This window comes from Winogradskyella schleiferi, from assembly GCF_013394655.1.
GTDB classification, from domain to species: domain Bacteria; phylum Bacteroidota; class Bacteroidia; order Flavobacteriales; family Flavobacteriaceae; genus Winogradskyella; species Winogradskyella schleiferi.
On the sequence record NZ_CP053351.1, the window covers coordinates 416,157 to 437,017 of the forward strand.

A 20,861-nucleotide genomic window follows, 5' to 3' on the forward strand; every position below is an offset into this window, starting at 1 on the left:
TAAGGTTGATTATTTTCCATAAAATACTAAAAACCTACGAGATTGATGTTTAAATCTTAATGCGCCTCCAACCAATTCAAACCTGTATCAATTTCAACATCCAAAGGAACATCCATTTTATAAGCATTTTCCATCTCAGTTTTGATCAAAATCTTGAGTTCTTCAAGTTCTGGTTTGTAAACATCAAACACCAATTCATCATGAACCTGTAAGAGCATTTTCGATTTATAATTGCCTCCTTGTAGTTTGTTATAAATATTGATCATTGCAATTTTAATAATATCTGCGGCGCTTCCTTGTATTGGTGCATTTACGGCGTTGCGTTCTGCAGCACCTCTAACCACGGCGTTTCGAGAATTAATGTCCTTTAAGTAACGACGACGGCCCAAAACGGTTTGCACATAACCATTATCCCTTGCAAAATCTACTTGCTTGCCCATATAGGCTTTGAGTTTGGGATAGGTTGCGTAATAAGTGTCAATGAGTTCTTTGGCTTCGCCACGAGATAAATCGGTTTGGTTACTTAACCCGAAAGCAGACACACCATAAATTATTCCGAAGTTGACTGTTTTAGCATTACTTCGTTGTTCTCTGGTGACTTCAGCTAATGGTACATTAAAAACTTTTGAAGCGGTAGAGGCATGAATATCCTCGCCATTCTTAAAAGCTTCAATCATCGTTTCCTCTTCACTTAAAGCGGCAATGATTCGTAATTCTATTTGTGAATAATCCGCTGCGAGTAAAGTGTATTCCTCATTTCGTGGTACAAATGCTTTTCTCACTTGGCGACCGCGTTCGGTTCGGATTGGAATATTCTGTAAGTTTGGATTGTTACTACTTAAACGACCCGTCGCAGCAACCGTTTGCATATAATCGGTGTGAACTCGGTTTGTTGAAGGTTCTACTTGCAACGGCAATGCATCAACATACGTGCTCTTTAATTTTGAAAGCCCTCTGAAGTCTAAAATTTTCTGAATAATATCGTGGTCTTTTGCTAAGTAACTCAATACGTCTTCTGCTGTGGAATATTGACCTGTTTTGGTTTTTTTAGGCTTATCGACCAGTTTCATTTTTTCAAATAGAATAATGCCCAATTGCTTTGGTGAGGCGATGTTGAATTCTTCTCCTGCGGTTGCATAAATTTCCTGTTCAAGATTTGATATATCAGTGTTGAGCTGTTCGGATAAGGAATTCAGAAATTCGGTATCTAAATTAATGCCTTCCAATTCCATAGCTGCCAAAACCCGTAACAGCGGAATTTCAATATCATCAAATAATTTTTGGGTATTGGCCTCGCCTAATTCTGTTTGAAAATGTTCTTTTAGCTGCAAGGTAATATCTGCATCTTCCACCGCATATTCGGTTTGTTTTTCTAAAGGCACCTCTCGCATGGACAATTGGTTTTTGCCTTTTTTGCCAATGAGTTCTGTAATGGAAATAGGTGTATAGTTCAAATAGGTTTCTGCCAACACATCCATACCATGTCGCATATCTGGATTGATAAGGTAATGTGCTAACATGGTGTCGAAAAGCTTTCCTTTAACATCCACATTATATTTAGCTAAAACCTTAATGTCATATTTTAAATTCTGACCAATTTTTTCAATGTTTTCATTTTCGAAAAATGGTCTTAATATTTCAATTAAGTTTTGGGCTTCAGATTTATCTTCTGGAAAAGGTACGTAAAACCCTTTACCAACTTCCCATGAAAATGCGATACCAACTAATTCTGCAGTTAAAGGATTTAAACCCGTTGTTTCCGTATCGAAACAAACAGAGGTCTGATTCATTAGGTTTTTGACAAACAATTTAGTGGCCATACCAGAGGCTACACTTTGATAGAAATGTGAAGTGGTTTCAGCAGTTTTCCTGGAGTTTTCAGTAACCGTCTGGTTTTGGTCGCTGAGCGTGGTCGATGCCCCAAACAATGAAAATTGTCCAGCACCTGCGTTAGAGCTTGAACTTGAGACTGAATTTGGCGAAGTCTTCTCGACTGTGCTCGAAGTGACAGTTTTTGAAGTGGAAGTTGACTCATCTTGCGGCGCAAAGGTCTTTAAGAAATTATCGGTCAATCGTCTAAACTCCAATTCCTGAAAAATTTCCTTTACTTTTTCAACATCTGGATGGTCAAGTTCAAAATCCTTGGCATTAAACTCCACAGGAACATCTAGCATAATGGTTGCCAGTTGTTTTGATAACAAGCCAAGCTCTTTATTGGCCTCAATCTTTTCTTTCATTTTTCCTTTTAGCTCATGTGTATTGGCTAAAAGGTTTTCCATACTGCCATAAGCCTTCAAAAATTTCTTAGCAGTTTTCTCTCCAACTCCAGGCAAACCAGGAATATTATCACTAGAATCTCCCATCATTCCTAAAAAATCAATGACTTGCATTGGTTCTATAACCTCAAACTTTTTTTGTACTTCAGGAATTCCCCAAGTTTCGTAACCGCCTCCAAAAACAGGTCTATACATAAAAATATTCTCTGTTACTAACTGCGCAAAATCTTTATCTGGAGTAACCATATAGGTTTTGTAGCCTTCTTTTTCCGCTTGACGAGACAGTGTTCCAATAACATCATCTGCTTCGTACCCTTCCTTTACCATGATGGGAATGTGCATGGCTTCCAAAATATTGCAAATATGTGGAATGGCAGTTCTTATCCCTTCAGGTGTTTCGTCTCTGTTAGCTTTGTAAGCTTCAAACATTTCAACCCTATCTACACTTCCACCTTTATCAAAACAAACGGCTAAATGGTCTGGTCGTTCACGTTTTATGACATCTAACAATGAATTCATAAAACCCATAATGGCAGAGGTATCTTCGCCTTTAGAATTTATTCTTGGGTTTTTTATAAAGGCATAATAGCCACGGAAAATAAGGGCATAGGCATCAACTAGAAAAAGGCGCTTTTGGTCTGACATGTTATTTAATTTTGAAGTCTATAAAACTACAAAACTTAAACCTTGATATGAAAGAATGATTTATTAAATAATGAACAAAAAGAAAGCCGGTCCCTACTCCGGCTTTCTTCCTAAAAAAAAATATAATTGAAGACAATCCAATTATGTCATAAATGTGATTCCGTATCTACCGCATATTTCCGAAACTACTTTGAAGTCTGGAGGACCAGAAGGTAAATCGTTTAGTTCTTTGAACATTATTTCTATTCCAGCAGGAAAGGCGCTAGTGATCATTTTGGCTTTTTCTGTGCCAATTACAGTCCAAGAATGTGGAATATTTTTAGGAGCAAAAGCAACATCACCAGCTTTGAGTACCGTAGTTTTACCATCTACCATGATTTCAATTTCTCCTTTAATCACTCTAAATATTTCATCTTCCTTGGTATGGATGTGTGGTGGAATACCTACACCAGGTTCTACATCATCTACCCATTCTACAATTTGATTGTTAGTGTCACTGCCAATAAGCTTATGCGTTTGTATATCACCAATAACATTTAAGCGAGTCCCATCGTTATTTCTAATGATTTTTCCTTTTAAATTACCTGTTAATGTTTTTAAATGCTTTGTGATTGAAAAATTTGGAATCAACGCTAAGAGGCTGATTCCGCCCAATGATTTTAAAAAATGTTGTCGTTTCATATCTGTTGTTTTTATAATTGTTCAATTTCAAAAAATGTAGCTCTTGAGTTAGCTTGAATGGTTGCTCCAATGGCTGGACGATTAAAGGCAATATCTAAGGTGTCTCCTGCTGCGAGACTCAAAATACTTGTGATTTGTCTTACGATTTGTCCATTACCTGTATGATTGTATTCTGCTCGTCTTTCCTGTGTGCCATTTACACGAATACGAACATCGAAAGTTCCGGTTCCGGTTGAAGCATCCATAGTAATTTGAGCAGTAACGCGATAAATGGCAGTTTCGGGTATTTCGTACGCGTCGGTTGTCATGTTAAAATTGCTGCCAATATCAAATTGTGCGGCATCAAAATTAACTTTTGTAATGCCACTTCCGATTTCGGTTTGGGAAGCACTCATGAATAGTCGTGCGATTGCTTTTTGTGGGTTTAGATTTGAAAGGTCAACGGTTTGAGCAGGTTGCCCATCTTCTTCTATTTCTAGCGTCAGTTCATTAGTTGACGAGTTAAAGCTAAAAGAGTCTATTTGCTGGTTGTCGGTGTTAGTTGTCGGGTTTTGCCAAGTCACATTTCCTAAGCCATCGGTTTGCATGACTTGTCCGTTTGTACCTCTAGAGTTTGGTAAACTGTATGTATTGCCTGAAGTAGTTCCTAGAGAAACTTCACCCAAAAAGTAAGCGGCATATCCATTAGTTGTGAGAACGTTTGAATAAACGCCATACTCTGTACCAACGATGTCTTCAGGAATGTAAATTTCCAAGCCATAAATATTACTTGATCCAGTTGCGTATTTGGCAATATCGACATTGGTATCGCCAAGTTCATTAAATACCGATATTCCTGATCGTGAAGCTAAAGAATATGGATCATTTACAGAGATGTTCATAGCATTACCACGTTGTGCACTGTGATATATATCCACAAAATTATCACTACTAAAGACGTCATTGCCAATTCTAATTGTATTTTGATTGATAAGAGAATTAAGACTGAATTTATAATTGGTAGCTCCTATTAAGCCGATACTTATTTCTCCGTCATTTTGAATTCTAAACGATTCGTTTCCATTTACTGAATAGGCTGTTACCGCGTTTGATGGGCTAAAAAAACCGGTGTTTATATCTTGAAAAAATATACTTGGATCTGCAGCAGTACCACTATCAAATTGAATTTCATCCATGACGCTCATATCATCTGGATTCAGATAATAATTAGTATCATCCCAATCGATAATATTATTGCTTATATAAATATTATTATTTGTAGCATTAGTATTTCCAATGTAAACATCACCACTTTGCCTTTCAATATTTGCACCTACAGGTACCCAGTCACTATCGTCAGTTAAACTTGCTAAATTTACTGAAGTTCCTGTCCCATTTTGAATGCCTAGGTTAAGCGTTGTTCCTGTGAGTGTTGCTGTGGTTAGGTTTTGGTTGTCAGTGCCAGTGCCATCTCCAACAATATTTTGGAAACTAACATTTCCAGAACCATCTGTTGTTAGAACTTGACCATTTGTGCCATCTGTGGATGGAAAGGCATAACCCGTTATTGTTGGGTTTCCTATTTGAAATTCACTGTTGGTTCTAAGAATATTACCTATTGTGGTGTTGTCACTTCCAAATTCACCATATATTAAAGCACTGTTTTGGTCTGCATCAGTGTTTTCGATAAATAGCTTGTTGCTTATATTAACTTCATTAAAACCAGAATTAGCACCTAAAAACACATTTCCAGAACCTCTTGCAAGCCAACCTGCATAAAAACCAAGTGCAGTATTATTATTGCCAATTTCATTGCTTATTAATGCGTTTCTTCCAATGGCTGTATTCATACTTCCTGTGGTGTTTCCAGATGCACTGAGGTACCCAAAGGCGGTATTGTTACTTGCTGTATTTAAAGCTAAACTTCTCCAACCAAATGCCGAATTTGCAACTCCATCGACATTGAGTTCAAGTGCATTAAACCCGATGGCTACATTTTGATTACTAGTACTATCATCTGAAGCTCCAGCATTGACACCAATGAATAAGGATGAGCCATCATCAGACCCATCGTTATCACTTTTAGCATCTAATAAATCATTAATACGCTCTGCTCCAGAAACTGGAGTTTCAAAGCTTATATTCCCAAGACCGTCAGTGGTCATAACCTGACCGGCTGATCCATCTGCTGAGGGCATAATATATCGGTTGGCAGTGGATTGACCTAAAGATGTTCTTCCAATTAAATAGGCAGCATAACCTGAACTGTTTTGCACATTTGAATAAAGTCCGTAGTGCGTTCCAGATAAGGATGTAGGAATATCAACATTAAAACCATATTTATTACCAGTGTTGGTTACTGTAGACATAAAATCTACATTGACTCCATAAAGTATTCCGGTGCCACTTGCGGAATAATAGCTACCTGAGAATAGATTTGTAAATCCATTCAAAGATCCTGATGCTAACGCATAATAATTAGCGCTTTCCGCTTGAATATTTCCTGATAGCATTGATTGTACGCCAAAATAGTTATCTGATGTTTGAGCATCTAATGACGTATAAAATCCGTTAAATTGACCTGAAGTAGAAGCAGTATTAAGACTTCTAGAGATGCTGACAGCACTAAAGTTATTAGAGTTCCAATCGTGAACACTCAGCGATGAGTTAGCAGGTGAATTTTGTCCGATTTTTAGTTTGCCTAAGGTGTAAATGTCATCAATTATGGCATCTGGAGGTGTTGTAGTTCCAATTTCGAAGAAATCTGAGTCAGAACCTCGAACTGAAATCCATGACGTGGTATCATTATCCCAATAATAAAATCCTTGTAAAGGCGCTCCGTTTCCTGTAGCAAATACCATCATACCATCTTGGTCTGAAGTTGGGTTAGTTATAGGAAAATTATCTATTCTTGGAATAAGGATGCCATCTGAATTTGAAGGTGAAGTTGAGTTTGACGCGCTAATGTCTAAAATCGCTTTTGGGTCTGTATTTCCTACACCGACCTGTGCAAAGCTGGTTAATGACATGCATATCAGTAATAGGCATAATTTTATTGTCTTCATAACTATAGGGATTTTTGACATTGTTGCAATTAGAAATTGATGTCTACATCAAAAGCGCTTCTCACATCTCTAAAAATGCTGTGGATATAGTAGGATATTCCGAGAAAGAGTTCAAAACCTCCAAGAATAAAAGGATTCAAATTTCCTAAAAGTTGAATGGAAATATGACCAGCTAAAACACTGGAATTAATTATAAGTAAAGAGACTAGAAGTGTTGAAGTTTTCATGATACAACGTGTTAATGATTAATAGCTTCACAAACTTATTGTAACACTCAAAAAAAGGTCTTGATTATTTATTCAAAAGTGGGTAGTATTTTTTCAAAATGAAGAAAAATGACAGGGAATATATGTTCATTTAAAATATAAAAATCTAATAATTATTTAGTTACGATATTCTGTTGGACTTTGGTCATATTCTTCCTTAAAAGCCTTACTAAACCAATTGGGATCGTTAAATCCTGTAGTATATGCAATTTCTGAAACCGATAAATGCGTAGTTTTTAGTAGTTCTTTTCCTTTTTCCAGTCGTACTTTTCTGATAAAAATAGCAGTACTTGTATTGGAAATTGCTTTGAGTTTTCTGTAAAGTTGCGAGTCACTCATTGCCATAAATTTGGCTAGTTCTGTAGCACCGAAATTAGAATTGTCAAGATTTTTATGGATAGCATCGATGACTGTATTTAGAAAGATGAGGTTTTTATCTGTAGTATCTTTTTTTTGTTCTGTTTTTCCTACAACCGTATTTACTGCATAGTTTTCCTGAAGTTTTTTGCGTTTTGAAATGAGCATTTGCATACGCAAACGTAATTCCTCCTTTTGAAATGGTTTGGTTAAATAAGCATCTGCACCACTTGTAATGCCTTGAATTTTATCTTCTTGCATCGCTTTTGAGGTCAACATTATGATAGGGATGTGGTTGGTGGTGGTATTAGACTGTAGCTTTTCCGTAAACTCGTAACCATCCATTATGGGCATCATCACATCTGTAATTACAACGTCGGGAATATTTTGTTTTGCACTTTCTAAACCTTTTTTTCCGTCTTTGGCAAAACTGACTTTATAATCTGGCTGTAAGCAAGAAGCGATATAGCGTGCCATATCTGCATTATCTTCAACAATTAAAACCCTGTTTGTATCTTCGTCTGTGATACTATCATCTAATTGCGGAACAGCTGTGCCGAACGTCATCTGCTTTTCTAATTGTACCAGTTGTTTTTCTTGAGCAATATTGGTAATTGGTAAGGTAATAGTAAAGCTTGTGCCTTTGTTTAATTTTGAAGTTACTTCAATTGTGCCGTTTAATAGTTCAACCAGTTCTTTCGTTAAAGCAAGACCAATACCTGTTCCTTGTGTTATTTGATGTTCGTTATTTTCAACCTGAAAAAAGCGATCGAATATAAAAGGTAATTCGTCTTTAGAAATGCCATAGCCATCGTCTTTTACCTCTAGTTTTAAACTGTTGTTTACATTTTCAACTTTAATTTTTATTTTAGAATTTTCAGGAGAAAACTTTAAGGCGTTTGAAATAAGGTTTGTTAGAATCTGACGCATTTTTTCGGCATCAAAATCCATGATAATTTCATTTTGGTTAGAACTGAAATTCAAATTGATACGCTTATCTGAAGCAATACTCACGAAACTTTGAACGATTTGTTTTGAGAATGAAACAATATCATTTTGAATGAGATTTAAGTTCAGTTGGCCTTTTTCCAATTTTGCTAAATCTAGCATTTGGTTGACTAAATTGAGCAGGTTATTGCTATTCTGTTCTATAGTATCTAGCGAAGTGCTAACGTCATTTTTTGCAGAATAATGTTCTTTTAAGTTGCCAAGATAACCTAGTATAATAGTCAAAGGTGTTCTAAATTCGTGCGTAATGTTGGTAATAAAGCGCGATTTCAAATTATCTAATTCCTGTAGGCGTTTGGATTCCTGTCCAGCAATTTGCCGTTGTAACCTTGTGGTATAAAAAGCATACATAATACCCAGAAAACCTAGCAAATATAGAAGATAGGCTAGATTGCTTTTGTACCAAGGAGGTGAGACGATAATTGCAAGTTGTAAAGGATCGGTTTTCCATAACTTATTTCTAGACTTACCTTGAAGCTCAATATTGTGTTTACCCTTTGGTAAATCCAATAATTGAATCTCTCTACTTTCTTTTATGGAATTCCAATCAGAATTATTTAATCGATATACAAATTGGGTGTTCTTTTGAGGTCTTAAATTTAAATCTGAAAATGCTATTGTACAGGGGAAATCATCATAATTCAGTTTAATGGATTTACTCTCAGTTATGCTTGTTTTTAGAACCTTACTGTTGTTCACAGGATTAATGATCTTACCTTTTATCCTTAATTCCGTTAATAATAATTGTCCATGGGTGTCTAGCTGACTAATAGTTTTTGGATTAAAACTATTGAAGCCATTTATGCCACCAAAATAAAGTTGATTGTTGATGGTATCATTAAAAGACGCACCTAAATTAAATTCAGTACTTTGTAAACCATCTTTAATTGTAAATTGGGTAAATCGTTCTTTGCGCTTATCAAATTTGAAAAGCCCAGAGTTTGTAGATATCCAGAGGTGAGACATTTTGTCTTCCAAAATACTATAAACATAAGTATTACTCAATCCATGGCTTTCATTGTATTGCTTAAAAGTGGTATCTGCTTTATTGAATTTATGTAGTCCGTTTTGAGTTGCTACCCATAAAATTCCATCTTTATCATGATAGGTGTGTAAAGTCGTATTGCTTTTTAATGAAGCTGTATTAGTTTTATCCGCTTTATAAACTGTGAAATTAGGATCGGAATAGCTGGAGCTTTTAAATTTTAATTTATTAAGACCATTTTCTGATGTAATCCAGTAATTTGAGTCTGCATCTTGAGTAATATTAAATGTAAAATTAGAACTGATTGAATTTTTATTTGGATTATAATTATACCTTTCAAAGGCATATATACTTTCTTCTAAGTTACCTATGAATCTATTGATGCCACCACCATAAGTCGTTATCCAAATGTAATTGTTGTGATCTAAAAACACACTTCTCGTTTTATTGTCACTCAGGGAGTTTATATTATTTTTTTCAGAAAAGAGAGAAATAAGCCTTGGATGCTCAGGATCAAAATTGTTGAGATCTAACACAGATACGCCTTTTGTAGTTGCTAGCCATAAGTTGTTCTTGGCGTCTATGGCCATGCCTCTTATAACGTTATATGCTAGTGCCTGATCCGTGTTCTCCATTGTGATGTAGGTAATATTATTGAAGTTGTCAATACAATTTAAACCATCTCTGGTTCCAATAAATGTGTAATCCTCTGTTTTTAATATCGAAAACACATAGTTATTATTAATTGCAGGAGAGGATAATGAATTGATGGTTTTAAAAACTGGTGTTTTTAAGGAGGCAACATCTAAATTGTTAGTGCCTATCCAAATTAAATCATTATCTATTAGAATGTCGTAAACGCGATTAGAGGTTATAGAATTGATATTATCCTTATCGCCTTTATAAATTAAAACATTTTCGAACTGATGGTTTTTAGGATTAAAATCTTTTAGGATGTAAAGGCCATTATCTGTTCCTACATATAAAATGTTGTTTTTGGAAGTCAGCGATTCTATCACTAAGCTTTCCGTAAGTGGATTATTATACTGTTTGAGTTGAAGATTGATTAAGTTTTTGGATTTTGGTTGAAATTGAAACAGGCCAATTGAGGTGCCAATTAAAAGTTTGTTATCGAAGACGTACATCTCGTTGATAATACCCAAAGGTTTATCAAGGTTTAATTCTTCAAAATTTAAACTTTTGTGCTCGTTAAGATTTACTTTGAAAATACGGCCGTCAGCAGAACCTAAATACAAATTGTCATCAATAATGATAGATGATGATATTAGCAGTGTCATATCATCAAGGGGCTTTAAATGTTTAAACTTGTAGCTTTCTCCATGTTTAGTAAACATAAAAACGCCACTATCTAGAGAGGTTGCATATACATTGCCTTGGTTGTCTTTTAATAAACTGGTGCAGTTACCTGTCTCGAATTGCGTTTTTGAGAAGACATCTGTTTTAGAATTATAAAAGCAAACACCATTGTTAGCAGTTGCTATCCAAATGGTACCATCTTTATTTTCGATAATATCATTGATGAATTTCCCTGAAACAGCTAAAGAATCAGATTCATTTTTTCTGAAGACGCGAAATGTATTTCCGTCAAAACGATTTAAACCATCTTGGGTACCTAACCACAAAAATCCTTTTGAATCTTTTAAAATACAACGAATAGTTTGCTGTGACAAACCTTTCTCTAATCCATAATGGTAAAAGCTTAAATCTTGCGCAAAGAGCAAAGTTGTATTTACAATAATAACCAGTATGAAATAAAAATAGTTGCGTTGCATTGATTTAATTAATACTTATTCCCAACTAAAAATACAATAAATTCTTTTTATAAAAAGCTTGGTTTAATCTCAACGTAATTCCTATTAGTGACCTGAGCTATTGAAAATAAACGACTTAAAACAAAAAAGCCGAAACATAAGTTTCGACTTTTAAATATTGGTTAATAGCAAAATATATTGGTAAATTTTATTGGCTTAACAAAGTTTTTTAGTCTTAACTCTAATCTGAAGACTTTTTCTGTAAGCTTTAATACTGATAATTTCGTTACTCTTTTTACGATTCATTTTTAAAATCGTAGCTTTAACTTTCGCAGAAATATTAGTTGTTTTAACTTCTGGCTTAACAGTTTCAACACGTTCAGTTTCATTGTTAACTATTACATCTTGTTGTGCATAACCTGCGAAAGACATTGTTAAGAATACTAAAAGAATTAAAGCGGTTTTCATAATCGTAGGAAATTATATTTGTTTTAACTTCGAGTCAAAGAAACAGAATAGCTTTGGATGTCGATGAAAAATTTAGATGAAACCGATCGATAATTAGACAACAGGAATGCAAGAGCGAAAAACTTCGACCAAATACACAAAACGGGCTTGTAGCCCTTTAAAAACGTTAATTTTAATGTTTAACAACACTATATTTAGGATGAAAAACACATTCTAATTAAATCTTTCGATGAAATACATAAATTCAGTTTTAAAAGCTTAATAAAACATACATATATGAATGATAACCCCTTTTTTGAATTGTTTAGTAAGCAACAGCAAAATCAATTTGCTGTAGGGAATACCACCTATAAACAAAGACTAAAAAAATTAAACACACTTCAGCAAGCCATAGAAGTGACCTATAGATCACAAATACAAGAAGCTTTGCAAATGGATCTAGGCAAACCTGTGGTAGAAGCGGAACTTACAGAAATCTATGCCATTATCGGAGATATAAAGCACGCTAAAAAGCATTTGAGACAATGGATGAAAAAACAAAGCGTAGAAACGCCACTGTCAATGTTAGGTTCTAGCTCTTACATTACATATGAACCTAAAGGCGTTTGTTTAATTATTTCGCCGTGGAACTTTCCTTTTAATTTGACATTTGGACCATTGGTATCTGCCATTGCCGCAGGAAACACAGCGATCATTAAACCTTCTGAAATGACACCAAACTCTTCTTCACTAATGGCAAAGATTATTGAGGATGTATTTCCTGAAGACGAAGTTGCGTTAGTTGAAGGTGAAGTAGAGGTTTCAACGGAATTATTAAAGCTGCCTTTTAATCATATCTTTTTTACGGGCTCTCCGAAAGTTGGGAAAATAGTTATGGAAGCGGCCTCAAAGCATTTAGCTTCTGTAACTTTAGAACTTGGAGGGAAATCGCCGACCATAGTTGATAAAACTGCCAATATTGATAAAGCCGCAAAGAAAATTATGTGGGCTAAATTTTTGAATTGTGGTCAGATCTGTGTCTCGCCAGATTATGTATTGATAGATGAAAGCGTAAAATTGCCATTCATTAAATCATGTAAAAAATGGCTTCAAACTTTTTATAATGATAATCCAAAGGCATCGGATTCCTACGGAAACATAGTAACGGATAAACATTTTGAACGCTTAAGTTCTTATCTTGAAAATGCTAAAACACTTAATGCTAAATTTGAAGTTGGCGGCGAAACCGATAGCAGTTCAAAATTTATTGAACCTACCATTATTTCAGATTTAAAGCCTGAAGCTAAACTGTTGGAAGAAGAAATATTCGGCCCTATATTGCCCATTGTGACTTATGAGAGTTTGGATATGGCCATTGCCTATGTCAACTCCAAACCGAGACCATTAGCGCTTTATATTTATAGTAAAAGCAAAACGAACACCAACAAAATTTTAAACAACACTAGAGCAGGAGGTAGCTGCATCAATAATAGCGTGCTGCATTATGCTAATCATAATCTGCCTTTTGGTGGCACCAACAATAGTGGTATTGGAAAAAGCCATGGGTTTTTTGGCTTTAAGGCGTTTAGTAATGAGCGCTCGGTTTTAAAACAACATACGTTTGGAGTTACGGAGTTGTTGTTTCCGCCTTATAGTGGGTTTAAGGAGAAGTTGGCTAGACTAACTATAAAATGGTTTTAGTTAAAAAGAAAAAAAGCCGCTCCCTACAGCGACTTTTTCCAAAAAAAACATGATTGAAATCTATCTTTTGCTTTCAATCATTCAACTTATTTGATAATAAATTATTTATGTAATTGGCAATGCCCAATTTTTTTTAATCTATAACCATAACTGCACCAGAATTAGCACTTGAGTTATCATTAAAATCTCCACCAACACCAGTAGCATTGCTATCTTCGGAAAAAACGCTTGCTACGATATTACAACCATCATTAGCTATTGCTATTGAAGCACCGAATTCGTCAGAAAAGTCAGTTACAATATTTTTAATATAGGCCTCTTCTGTCCACACACCATTATTACGCTTAAAAGCATATACAGCTCCAGAATTAGAGCGTGAATTATTTGATTGATTCCCGTTAAACCCAGTGGCACTGCTGTCTTCACTCGAAACTGTTACTAATAATCTTTTTCCATTGCCACTTAAGGAGACTACACGACCAAACAAGTCGTTCGATTCTGTAAATGAGGCTTTTATGTATGCTTCTTCGATCCAGTTTCCAGAATACTTTTCAAATATGTAAACAGCACCTGCATTAGTTACGGAATTGTTAGTATTGTCACCGTTTATTCCCGTGGCGGAACTATCCTCTCCCCATAAGCCAACCGCAATAAGGTTGCCGTCATTACTTATGCTTACTGTCCATCCAAATTGATCATTGGCATCTATTACGCTGGGTTTAATATATGTAGTTTGACTCCAGGTGGTACCGCTTCTTTCAAAAACATAAACAGCTCCAGGCCTACTGGCTGAATTGTCTGTTTGGTTGCTATTTATACCAGTTGATAAACTTGATTCTCCACGAGCTCCTACCACCAGAGTAGAACCATCTGCATTTATATCAATACTACCTCCAAATTCATCAAAGTTGTCTGTATTTGAGGCTTTTATATAGGCTTGTTGAGACCATGTGCCGGAATTGTTTTCAAAAATATAAACTGCACCAGAACCCGTTGACGAATTGTTAGTTTCGTCACCGTTAACACCTGTGGCATTACTTTCTTCTCCAGTAGCAGATACTACTAAGTACGAGCCATCATCACTAATAGCAATTGATCTGCCAAATAAATCACCAGCTTCAGTATTTGAAGCTTTTACATAAGCAATTTGTGACCAAGAGCCATTGTTTTCAAAAATATAGACAGCACCAGTATTACTACCGGCCGAATTATTTGATTGATCTCCATTAACACCGGTTGCATTACTTCGCTCACCAGTTGCTGAAACGGCTAGTATACTGCCGTCATAATTTAATGAAACGTCTGAGCCAAAACGATCATTCGCATCTGTATTTGAAGCTTTTATATAAGCTTCTTGCGTCCATGTTCCACTATTATTTACAAAGACATAAACGGCTCCTGCAATACTAGCTGAATTATCTGTTTGATTTCCATTTATCCCTGTGGCATTACTATCTTCGCCTGAAGCACCAACAGCTATACGCAACCCATCTCCACTAATAGCTACAGATTTACCAAATTGATCACTGTTATTGGTGTTTGAGGCTTTAATGTATGCTGAATAGTTGGAAGGTGGTAACTTTTCAAACTCCATCGATGCAGTTCCAGTTCCATTATCTCCAAGGCATAACCATTTTCCGTTTATGCGAAAACAAATTTTATCTCGTGATGTATCATAAACAACGGTTCCATTAATTGCTGGGTTTCCCTGAGTATCCGTAACGTTTTCAATATTTGTAACTCTAGGTAGAACAAGTCCAGAGTTACTGGAAACAATATCTAGTGCTCCTTCAGGATTTGTAGTGCCAATACCAACTTGAGCGCTTATAGCATAAGAAAATAGAAGTAATAACAAAACAGCCCGTAGGTTTTGAACGTTCATAATAACACGTTTTAAGTCGTCCACATTAAAAACGACTTGAGGAATTGCCTCTTTGGTAAGTCGTTTTTAAAGGACGATTACTGATTAATAGCAAAATAAAGCTAATTCAAAATCAGAGTTTTGGAAGTTTATTTTTAGTGAATGGGCTTTTTTATATAGTGAATGCAGATTAACATAGGAAATGTGAATTTCAGGGATTACCGTTAATCTTAATTATATGTTTTTCAACTTACTGATTACTAAATATTTTTGGGAAGCACTAAGTGGAATACTCTCATTGTTAAGGGAAAGGGTGTTTTTATCTACACTGCGAATATGTTTTAAGTTCACCACATAAGAACGGTGAGATTTCACAAAGTCATTACCTTGTAATTTCTCAGAAATGTGTTTAAGGGTATGTGGTACCAAGTAGTTTTCAGTATTGGTAATGATGTAGCAGTAGTTATCGAAAGCTTTCAAATATTGTATAGTGCTCTGATTTAAGCGATGTAGCCTGCCTTCGTGTTTTATGGTTAAAAAATGCTGCTTGGATCCATTATAATTGTGCCAGGCCAACTCAATGTTGGTGCGCAATCCTGTTTCAGTAAATGGTTTAACAATATAACCAAGTGGATTCGTATGCTTAACACGTTCAATTGTATTAGGATCTGTTTGGGATGAAAGAAATAAATAAGGCAAGTTCTTTTTATCGAGTTCAGTGGCTAAATCCACGCCATCTTTATCACCAGACAATTGAATATCAATAAGTGTTAAATCTGGTTTTAGTAATTCAATATCTCTAAGCGCTGTAGTATAATCATCTGCATCTCCAATAGCTAAAAAACCTTGTTTGCGCAAAGCCACCTCAATTGTAGAAACAATTAAGGGTTCGTCTTCAACGATAAAGATATTTAGAGATTTCAAAATTTATATATTTAGAATCTTAAACTAAAGAAAGCATATAATTTCATTGTCTTTTTTTAGTGAACGCTGTATTTTTTTTAGTGAATAGAATTTGTCATAAATTAAAATATTAAAGCAAATTGTAATTATTGATGACCAAGGTCGCTTCTGTTCCATAGTTCATTTTTGAAGTATAGCTAAGCTTAGCCTTGAGCTTTTTGGATAAGGCTTTCATCAACGTAATACCAAATGACGTATTTTTTACTTCACCGTCGAAACCTCGGCCATTATCAATTACTTTCAATATAAGCTTATTATCTTCATGATTAAATTTTATTCTTATTTTGCTCTTTGAGGTCACTTCATCAAAAGCATGTTTCAAGGTGTTTACAATAAGTTCATTTAGTATGAGCCCAATCGGAGTGATAGTTTCAATATCTAAGATCAAGGGTTCTACATCTAATTCATAAGCTATAGGGTCGGATTTAAATTGATGGCTTTCAATTATATCACCTACCAAATCACTAAAATATTCTTTGGTATTAATACCTATCAATTCATCTTTATTGTATAATCTTTGATGAATCAATACCATGGAACGAACTCTGTTTTCTGCTTCTTTTATGGCAATTTTGGCTTCTTTATCCTCGACACTTTCAGATTGTAAATACAATAAACTGGATACAATTTGAAAACTGTTTTTTACACGATGGTGTGTTTCTTTTAGTAATACGTTTTTTTCATCAACCGTTGCTTCTAACAAGGACTTCTGTTTAGCTAGTTTAATACTTTGCTTTTTGTTCCTATAAGAGAAAAATCCTAATACTAAAACCAATAGCAAACCAGATCCTGCTAAATAAGAATACAATTTACTTTGTTTTTCTTTAGCTTCTAGTTCCAATGCATTTAACTCTTGAGTTTTGTTAAACTCATATTGCATTTCTTGCTGTGTTTGTTTTTTAATGTTGTTTTCATTAAAAATAGAATCGTTCGTTTTAGATAATAACTGATAATTTTCTAAGGCTTTATCATATTTTCCGATAGCTTTATAAGCTTTAAATAAGCAATCGCAGGCATCTGTGGTTAACTCAAGATTTCCTGCTTTTATGGCTAGGTCTTTACTTGTATTGCAATCTTTAATAGCTAAATTATAATTTCCTGTTTCCACATATAGATTACCACGATAATTTTTTGCGATGGTTAAATTTTCGGTAATATCTCCTTCTTCATAAAACTGATGAGCTTCATTTAAGTTTTTTAAAGCTTCATCATAATTTTTCAATTTGGATTGTGCATGACCGATATTTAAAACAGAACTCATTATAAATCGCATAGGTGCATTCCCTTTCTCCTTCAATAGTTTTCCTTCTTTAAAAAACATCAGTGCTTCTTCATGCTGATCTTGATTTAATAGCATTTCACCTTTATTAGAAATAATTATTCCAGCATTTACATAAGAACCAAGACTTAAGGACGCTTTATAGGCGTTATCATAATATTTTGATGCCTTGTGAAATTCTTGCATTTTGTTGTAATAATTTGCCAATGAGTTATTGAGCACAGAACTTTCGCCTTTGAATTTATGTCGTTGCGATTCATCTAATTTTGAGGTGTCAATTTTATCTAAAACGCGCTTAGAATTCAACATTGTGGCAAGTGCTAAAGGAATATTTCCTTGTTTTCTATAAATAGCACTTTTAGTCATTAAGTTAGACGCTCTTAAAAAAGGCATCGTCTCGTCGTTTACATAAGAAAGAGATTTGTCCAAGTAAACTTCAGCGGAATCCAATTGGCTATTGTAGTAGAAAAAATTACCTAAGGAATAGTATGAATTAGCAAGTAGTTTGGCATTGTTATGGGTTTGAGAAATACGGATAGCTTTATCTATTAAAATACGCGAATCTTTTGAATAGCGAAACTGACCAGCATTGCTTGTAAGTGTTCTAATTTTTTCATAATTGTCATTATAAGTATCCACAACACTAATTAAGGAATCAAGGATTTTTTGTTTATCAGAATTTGTTTGTGAATGCAATAGGTATGAAAAACATAATAAGAAAATGAGATAAAAGTGTTTCAAGTTCTTTCAAATTTAGAAGGTTAGTTCCTACAAGTTACGTATTTTCTTGTTTATTGTAAAAATCTTGTGGAGTATTGCCCGTTTTTTTAACCGCACTTTTCATGAATTTTACTTCAATACTATATTAATAGAAATCAATATTTTGAAGATTTTGACTAAAAATAAGGAAAACGTCAATATTAATATCAAGTGAATTAACACTTCAATAAGAGAGTTTGTAGTTTCGTTCTTTAAATTTGTTAACAAAAATTTTATGCTTCGTTGGATTGTCTTAATCATCCTCATTTTTATTCTAGATTTCTACGCCTTTCAGGTGGTAAGAACGTTGACTAAAAGTTATTGGATTTATGCTATATATTGGTTGTTATCCATTTTGGTGGTTGTAAACTTTATGTATTACTATTATAATTTCATCAGAGGCGAAAGTTTTACTCATGGTCATGGCTATGCGGTGGCGTTTTTATTTACACTATTTGTGCCGAAGGCATTTTTAGTGCTATTTATGTTTGGGGAAGATTTAGTAAGAATGGGTTCCTATCTCATTCAAAAATTTTCTAATGATACACCTGCAAATTTTATGGGCAGAAGACAATTTGTTTCTCAATTGGCTCTTGGCGTGGCTTCCATTCCATTGGCTTCTTTTATTTATGGGATAACAAAAGGAAAATACAATTTCCAGGTGTTGAAACATACCTTGTATTTCGATGATCTACCTGCTGCTTTCGATGGTTATAAAATTACCCAAATAAGCGATATACATTCCGGAAGTTTAGAAAGCAAAGACGAGATTTCTTATGGTGTGGAACTGGTTAATAAGCAGGAAAGTGATCTCATATTATTTACTGGAGATATTGTAAACAGTAAAGCTGAAGAAATGATAGGTTGGCTTTCTGTGTTTGATAAATTTAAAGCCAAAGACGGCAAATTCTCCGTACTAGGCAATCACGATTATGGTTATTATGCCTATGGAGGCGATGTAGAGCTCAACAAAAGCAACCAAATACAAATGGAAGAGGTACATAAACGTATTGGATTCGATTTATTGCTTAACGATAGCCGTCGCATTGAAAAAAATGGCGAGTCCATCAATATTTTAGGCGTCGAAAATTGGGGCGCATCACGTCATTTTCCAAAACGAGGCAGTCTTAAGGATGCTACAAAAAATATAAATAAAGGCGAGTTTAATATTTTAATGAGCCACGATCCTTCGCATTTTGATTATACCGAAATGGAACTCAACAGGGAAGATATAAATAATCATGATATTGTGGTCGATGAACCCAACATTATCAATTTTGAAAAGCAAATTCAACTAACTCTTGCTGGTCATACACACGGTATGCAATTTGGAATCGAATTACCAGCATTGGGAATTAAATGGAGTCCCGTAAAATACCGTTATCCAAAATGGGCTGGTATGTACAAGAATGCCAATAAATATTTACATGTCAACCGAGGATTTGGTTATTTGGCTTTTCCAGGACGTATTGGAATATGGCCAGAAATTACCGTAATTGAGCTCAAAAGAGGTAAGAAAAGTGCTTAATTGTAAAGAATTGCTTATTTTTATAATATGAGTGTCTAATTTACAGGAACTTATTGTTAAAATTTATAAGTTTAAAGTGTTTATTTTTTAGAATTCATTTGACTAAAACTATAACGTATGTCAAAATTTGGGGAATTAATCGATGTTGATATTCCAGTATTATTGGATTTCTACACTGAACAGAACGATCAATCAAAAGCCATGCATCCTATACTAAGGGATGTTGCTGCCGCACTTGGTGATAAAGCCAAAGTCATTAAGATTGATGTGGATAAAAATAAAGAACTCGCAGAAGCTTTGCGTGTTAAAGCCTTACCGACCTTAATTATTTACAAAAGCGGCGAAATGAAATGGCGTCACAGCGGCGAACAGGATGCCAATGTGTTGATTGGTATTATCCAGGAGTATGTCTAACAAATTCCTGCGTACGCAGGAATCCCGTCCTAAGAAAAAATGTTTTGAATCGTGACAAAACCTTTTCTGTTATTAGTTCAAAATTGCAAAAAGTTTTGTTTTATTTACCTTTTATACCTGTCAGGTAGATGCTGAACTAAACTCAGCACTTCGCCTTACAGGATATTTTGATTAAGCCAAGGTCGATAAGTGAAAAAACATCAAAATATCAATTCAAACTTTTAAACAGAAATCCTCTCGCAGTATAATATTCCAAAACCTTGGGAAGCACATACTTTAAATTCCGAGATGCTTTTATACTATCGTGAAATACAATTATACTACCTTCTTGAGCTGTTGAAGTCACGTTTTTAAGACAGGTCTCTTCAGTTACCGATTGATCCCAATCATAAGATAAAACATCCCACATCACAATCTTATAACCCAATTCTTGAATTAGTTTGCTCTGTTTGGATTTGAATTTGCCATAAGGTGGACGGAAGAGATTTACGATTTTTGAGTCACGATTTTTGATTTCCGAGATTTGGAATTTCGAATTTATTAAGTCTTGCGTTTTCTCAACATCATCAACATAATCTTTCGTTTTATGCTTCCAACCCTTTAAATGGTTATAGGTATGATTTCCGATGGCATGACCTTTAGCTATAGTATTCTGAAAAATTTCAGGATATTTTTCAATGTTATTTCCAATACAAAAGAACGTCGCTTTTGCATCATAATCTTTTAAGGTCTGAAGGACCCAATCTGTAATTTCAGGTGTGGGACCATCATCAAAGGTTAAGTAAAGTGCTTTCTTCTTGGTATCGATATTCCAGATAAAATTTGGGAACAATGTTTTTACAAATTCTGGCGTTTTAGCTGGAATAATCTTCATG

Annotated in this window: 13 protein-coding genes; 3 read left to right on the forward strand and 10 right to left on the reverse strand. The window is 34.6% G+C overall.

Going from position 1 to position 20,861, the window contains the following annotated elements:
- Window positions 1–56: 56 nt before the first annotated feature.
- The 6 genes from polA to HM990_RS01935 form a co-directional block, all read right to left on the reverse strand.
- Window positions 57–2,921, reverse strand: a complete 2,865-nt coding sequence (polA, locus tag HM990_RS01910; protein ID WP_178987316.1) for a DNA polymerase I — start codon at window positions 2,919–2,921, stop codon at window positions 57–59.
- A gap of 141 nt (window positions 2,922–3,062) precedes the next feature.
- Entirely contained in the window at window positions 3,063–3,602 is a 540-nt protein-coding gene (locus HM990_RS01915; protein ID WP_178987317.1) for a cupin domain-containing protein, read from the reverse strand.
- A gap of 11 nt (window positions 3,603–3,613) precedes the next feature.
- On the reverse strand, window positions 3,614–6,646 hold the full coding sequence (locus HM990_RS01920; RefSeq protein ID WP_178987318.1) for a beta strand repeat-containing protein: 3,033 nt from the start codon (window positions 6,644–6,646) through the stop codon (window positions 3,614–3,616).
- A 29-nt stretch (window positions 6,647–6,675) separates the two neighbouring features.
- On the reverse strand, window positions 6,676–6,873 hold the full coding sequence (locus tag HM990_RS01925; protein ID WP_178987319.1) for a hypothetical protein: 198 nt from the start codon (window positions 6,871–6,873) through the stop codon (window positions 6,676–6,678).
- 156 nt (window positions 6,874–7,029) lie between these two features.
- Window positions 7,030–11,055, reverse strand: coding sequence for a hybrid sensor histidine kinase/response regulator transcription factor (locus tag HM990_RS01930; protein WP_178987320.1), 4,026 nt, complete (start codon window positions 11,053–11,055; stop codon window positions 7,030–7,032).
- Window positions 11,056–11,250: 195 nt separating this feature from the next.
- On the reverse strand, window positions 11,251–11,502 hold the full coding sequence (locus HM990_RS01935; RefSeq protein ID WP_178987321.1) for a hypothetical protein: 252 nt from the start codon (window positions 11,500–11,502) through the stop codon (window positions 11,251–11,253).
- Between the two features lie 276 nt (window positions 11,503–11,778).
- On the opposite strand from HM990_RS01935, the gene HM990_RS01940 reads away from it, so the two are divergent.
- Complete coding sequence (locus HM990_RS01940; RefSeq protein WP_178987322.1) at window positions 11,779–13,182, forward strand: aldehyde dehydrogenase family protein; 1,404 nt, start codon at window positions 11,779–11,781, stop codon at window positions 13,180–13,182.
- 133 nt (window positions 13,183–13,315) lie between these two features.
- On the opposite strand, the gene HM990_RS01945 is transcribed toward HM990_RS01940, so the two are convergent.
- The 3 genes from HM990_RS01945 to HM990_RS01955 all read right to left on the reverse strand — a co-directional run bounded on the left by HM990_RS01945 (window position 13,316) and on the right by HM990_RS01955 (window position 17,981).
- On the reverse strand, window positions 13,316–15,064 hold the full coding sequence (locus HM990_RS01945) for an FG-GAP repeat protein (protein WP_178987323.1): 1,749 nt from the start codon (window positions 15,062–15,064) through the stop codon (window positions 13,316–13,318).
- 213 nt (window positions 15,065–15,277) lie between these two features.
- Window positions 15,278–15,967: a LytR/AlgR family response regulator transcription factor gene (locus HM990_RS01950; protein ID WP_178987324.1), complete on the reverse strand. Its 690-nt coding sequence runs from the start codon at window positions 15,965–15,967 to the stop codon at window positions 15,278–15,280.
- Between the two features lie 109 nt (window positions 15,968–16,076).
- The gene (locus tag HM990_RS01955) at window positions 16,077–17,981 is read right to left on the reverse strand and encodes a tetratricopeptide repeat-containing sensor histidine kinase (RefSeq protein WP_178987325.1); all 1,905 of its coding nucleotides are present in this window, start codon (window positions 17,979–17,981) and stop codon (window positions 16,077–16,079) included.
- A gap of 298 nt (window positions 17,982–18,279) precedes the next feature.
- Between HM990_RS01955 and HM990_RS01960 the strand changes: the two genes are divergently transcribed.
- Both HM990_RS01960 and HM990_RS01965 read left to right on the forward strand, forming a co-directional pair.
- Window positions 18,280–19,572, forward strand: coding sequence for a metallophosphoesterase (locus tag HM990_RS01960; RefSeq protein WP_178987326.1), 1,293 nt, complete (start codon window positions 18,280–18,282; stop codon window positions 19,570–19,572).
- 117 nt (window positions 19,573–19,689) lie between these two features.
- Window positions 19,690–19,986 carry a thioredoxin family protein gene (locus HM990_RS01965; protein ID WP_178987327.1) on the forward strand — a complete coding sequence of 99 codons (297 nt, stop codon included), beginning with the start codon at window positions 19,690–19,692 and terminating at the stop codon, window positions 19,984–19,986.
- A gap of 208 nt (window positions 19,987–20,194) precedes the next feature.
- Here HM990_RS01965 and HM990_RS01970 read toward each other — a convergent pair whose 3' ends face one another.
- Entirely contained in the window at window positions 20,195–20,860 is a 666-nt protein-coding gene (locus tag HM990_RS01970; RefSeq protein ID WP_178987328.1) for a polysaccharide deacetylase family protein, read from the reverse strand.
- Between the last annotated feature and the right edge of the window lies 1 nt (window position 20,861).

What these genes read in the sequence shown, in the direction of transcription:
- polA (WP_178987316.1), bottom strand. Translation starts at nt 2,921, where the DNA reads ATGTCAGACCAAAAGCGCCTTTTTCTAGTTGATGCCTATGCCCTTATT.
- HM990_RS01915 (WP_178987317.1), bottom strand. Translation starts at nt 3,602, where the DNA reads ATGAAACGACAACATTTTTTAAAATCATTGGGCGGAATCAGCCTCTTA.
- HM990_RS01920 (WP_178987318.1), bottom strand. Translation starts at nt 6,646, where the DNA reads ATGAAGACAATAAAATTATGCCTATTACTGATATGCATGTCATTAACC.
- HM990_RS01925 (WP_178987319.1), bottom strand. Translation starts at nt 6,873, where the DNA reads ATGAAAACTTCAACACTTCTAGTCTCTTTACTTATAATTAATTCCAGT.
- HM990_RS01930 (WP_178987320.1), bottom strand. Translation starts at nt 11,055, where the DNA reads ATGCAACGCAACTATTTTTATTTCATACTGGTTATTATTGTAAATACA.
- HM990_RS01935 (WP_178987321.1), bottom strand. Translation starts at nt 11,502, where the DNA reads ATGAAAACCGCTTTAATTCTTTTAGTATTCTTAACAATGTCTTTCGCA.
- HM990_RS01940 (WP_178987322.1), top strand. Translation starts at nt 11,779, where the DNA reads ATGAATGATAACCCCTTTTTTGAATTGTTTAGTAAGCAACAGCAAAAT.
- HM990_RS01945 (WP_178987323.1), bottom strand. Translation starts at nt 15,064, where the DNA reads ATGAACGTTCAAAACCTACGGGCTGTTTTGTTATTACTTCTATTTTCT.
- HM990_RS01960 (WP_178987326.1), top strand. Translation starts at nt 18,280, where the DNA reads ATGCTTCGTTGGATTGTCTTAATCATCCTCATTTTTATTCTAGATTTC.
- HM990_RS01965 (WP_178987327.1), top strand. Translation starts at nt 19,690, where the DNA reads ATGTCAAAATTTGGGGAATTAATCGATGTTGATATTCCAGTATTATTG.
- HM990_RS01970 (WP_178987328.1), bottom strand. Translation starts at nt 20,860, where the DNA reads ATGAAGATTATTCCAGCTAAAACGCCAGAATTTGTAAAAACATTGTTC.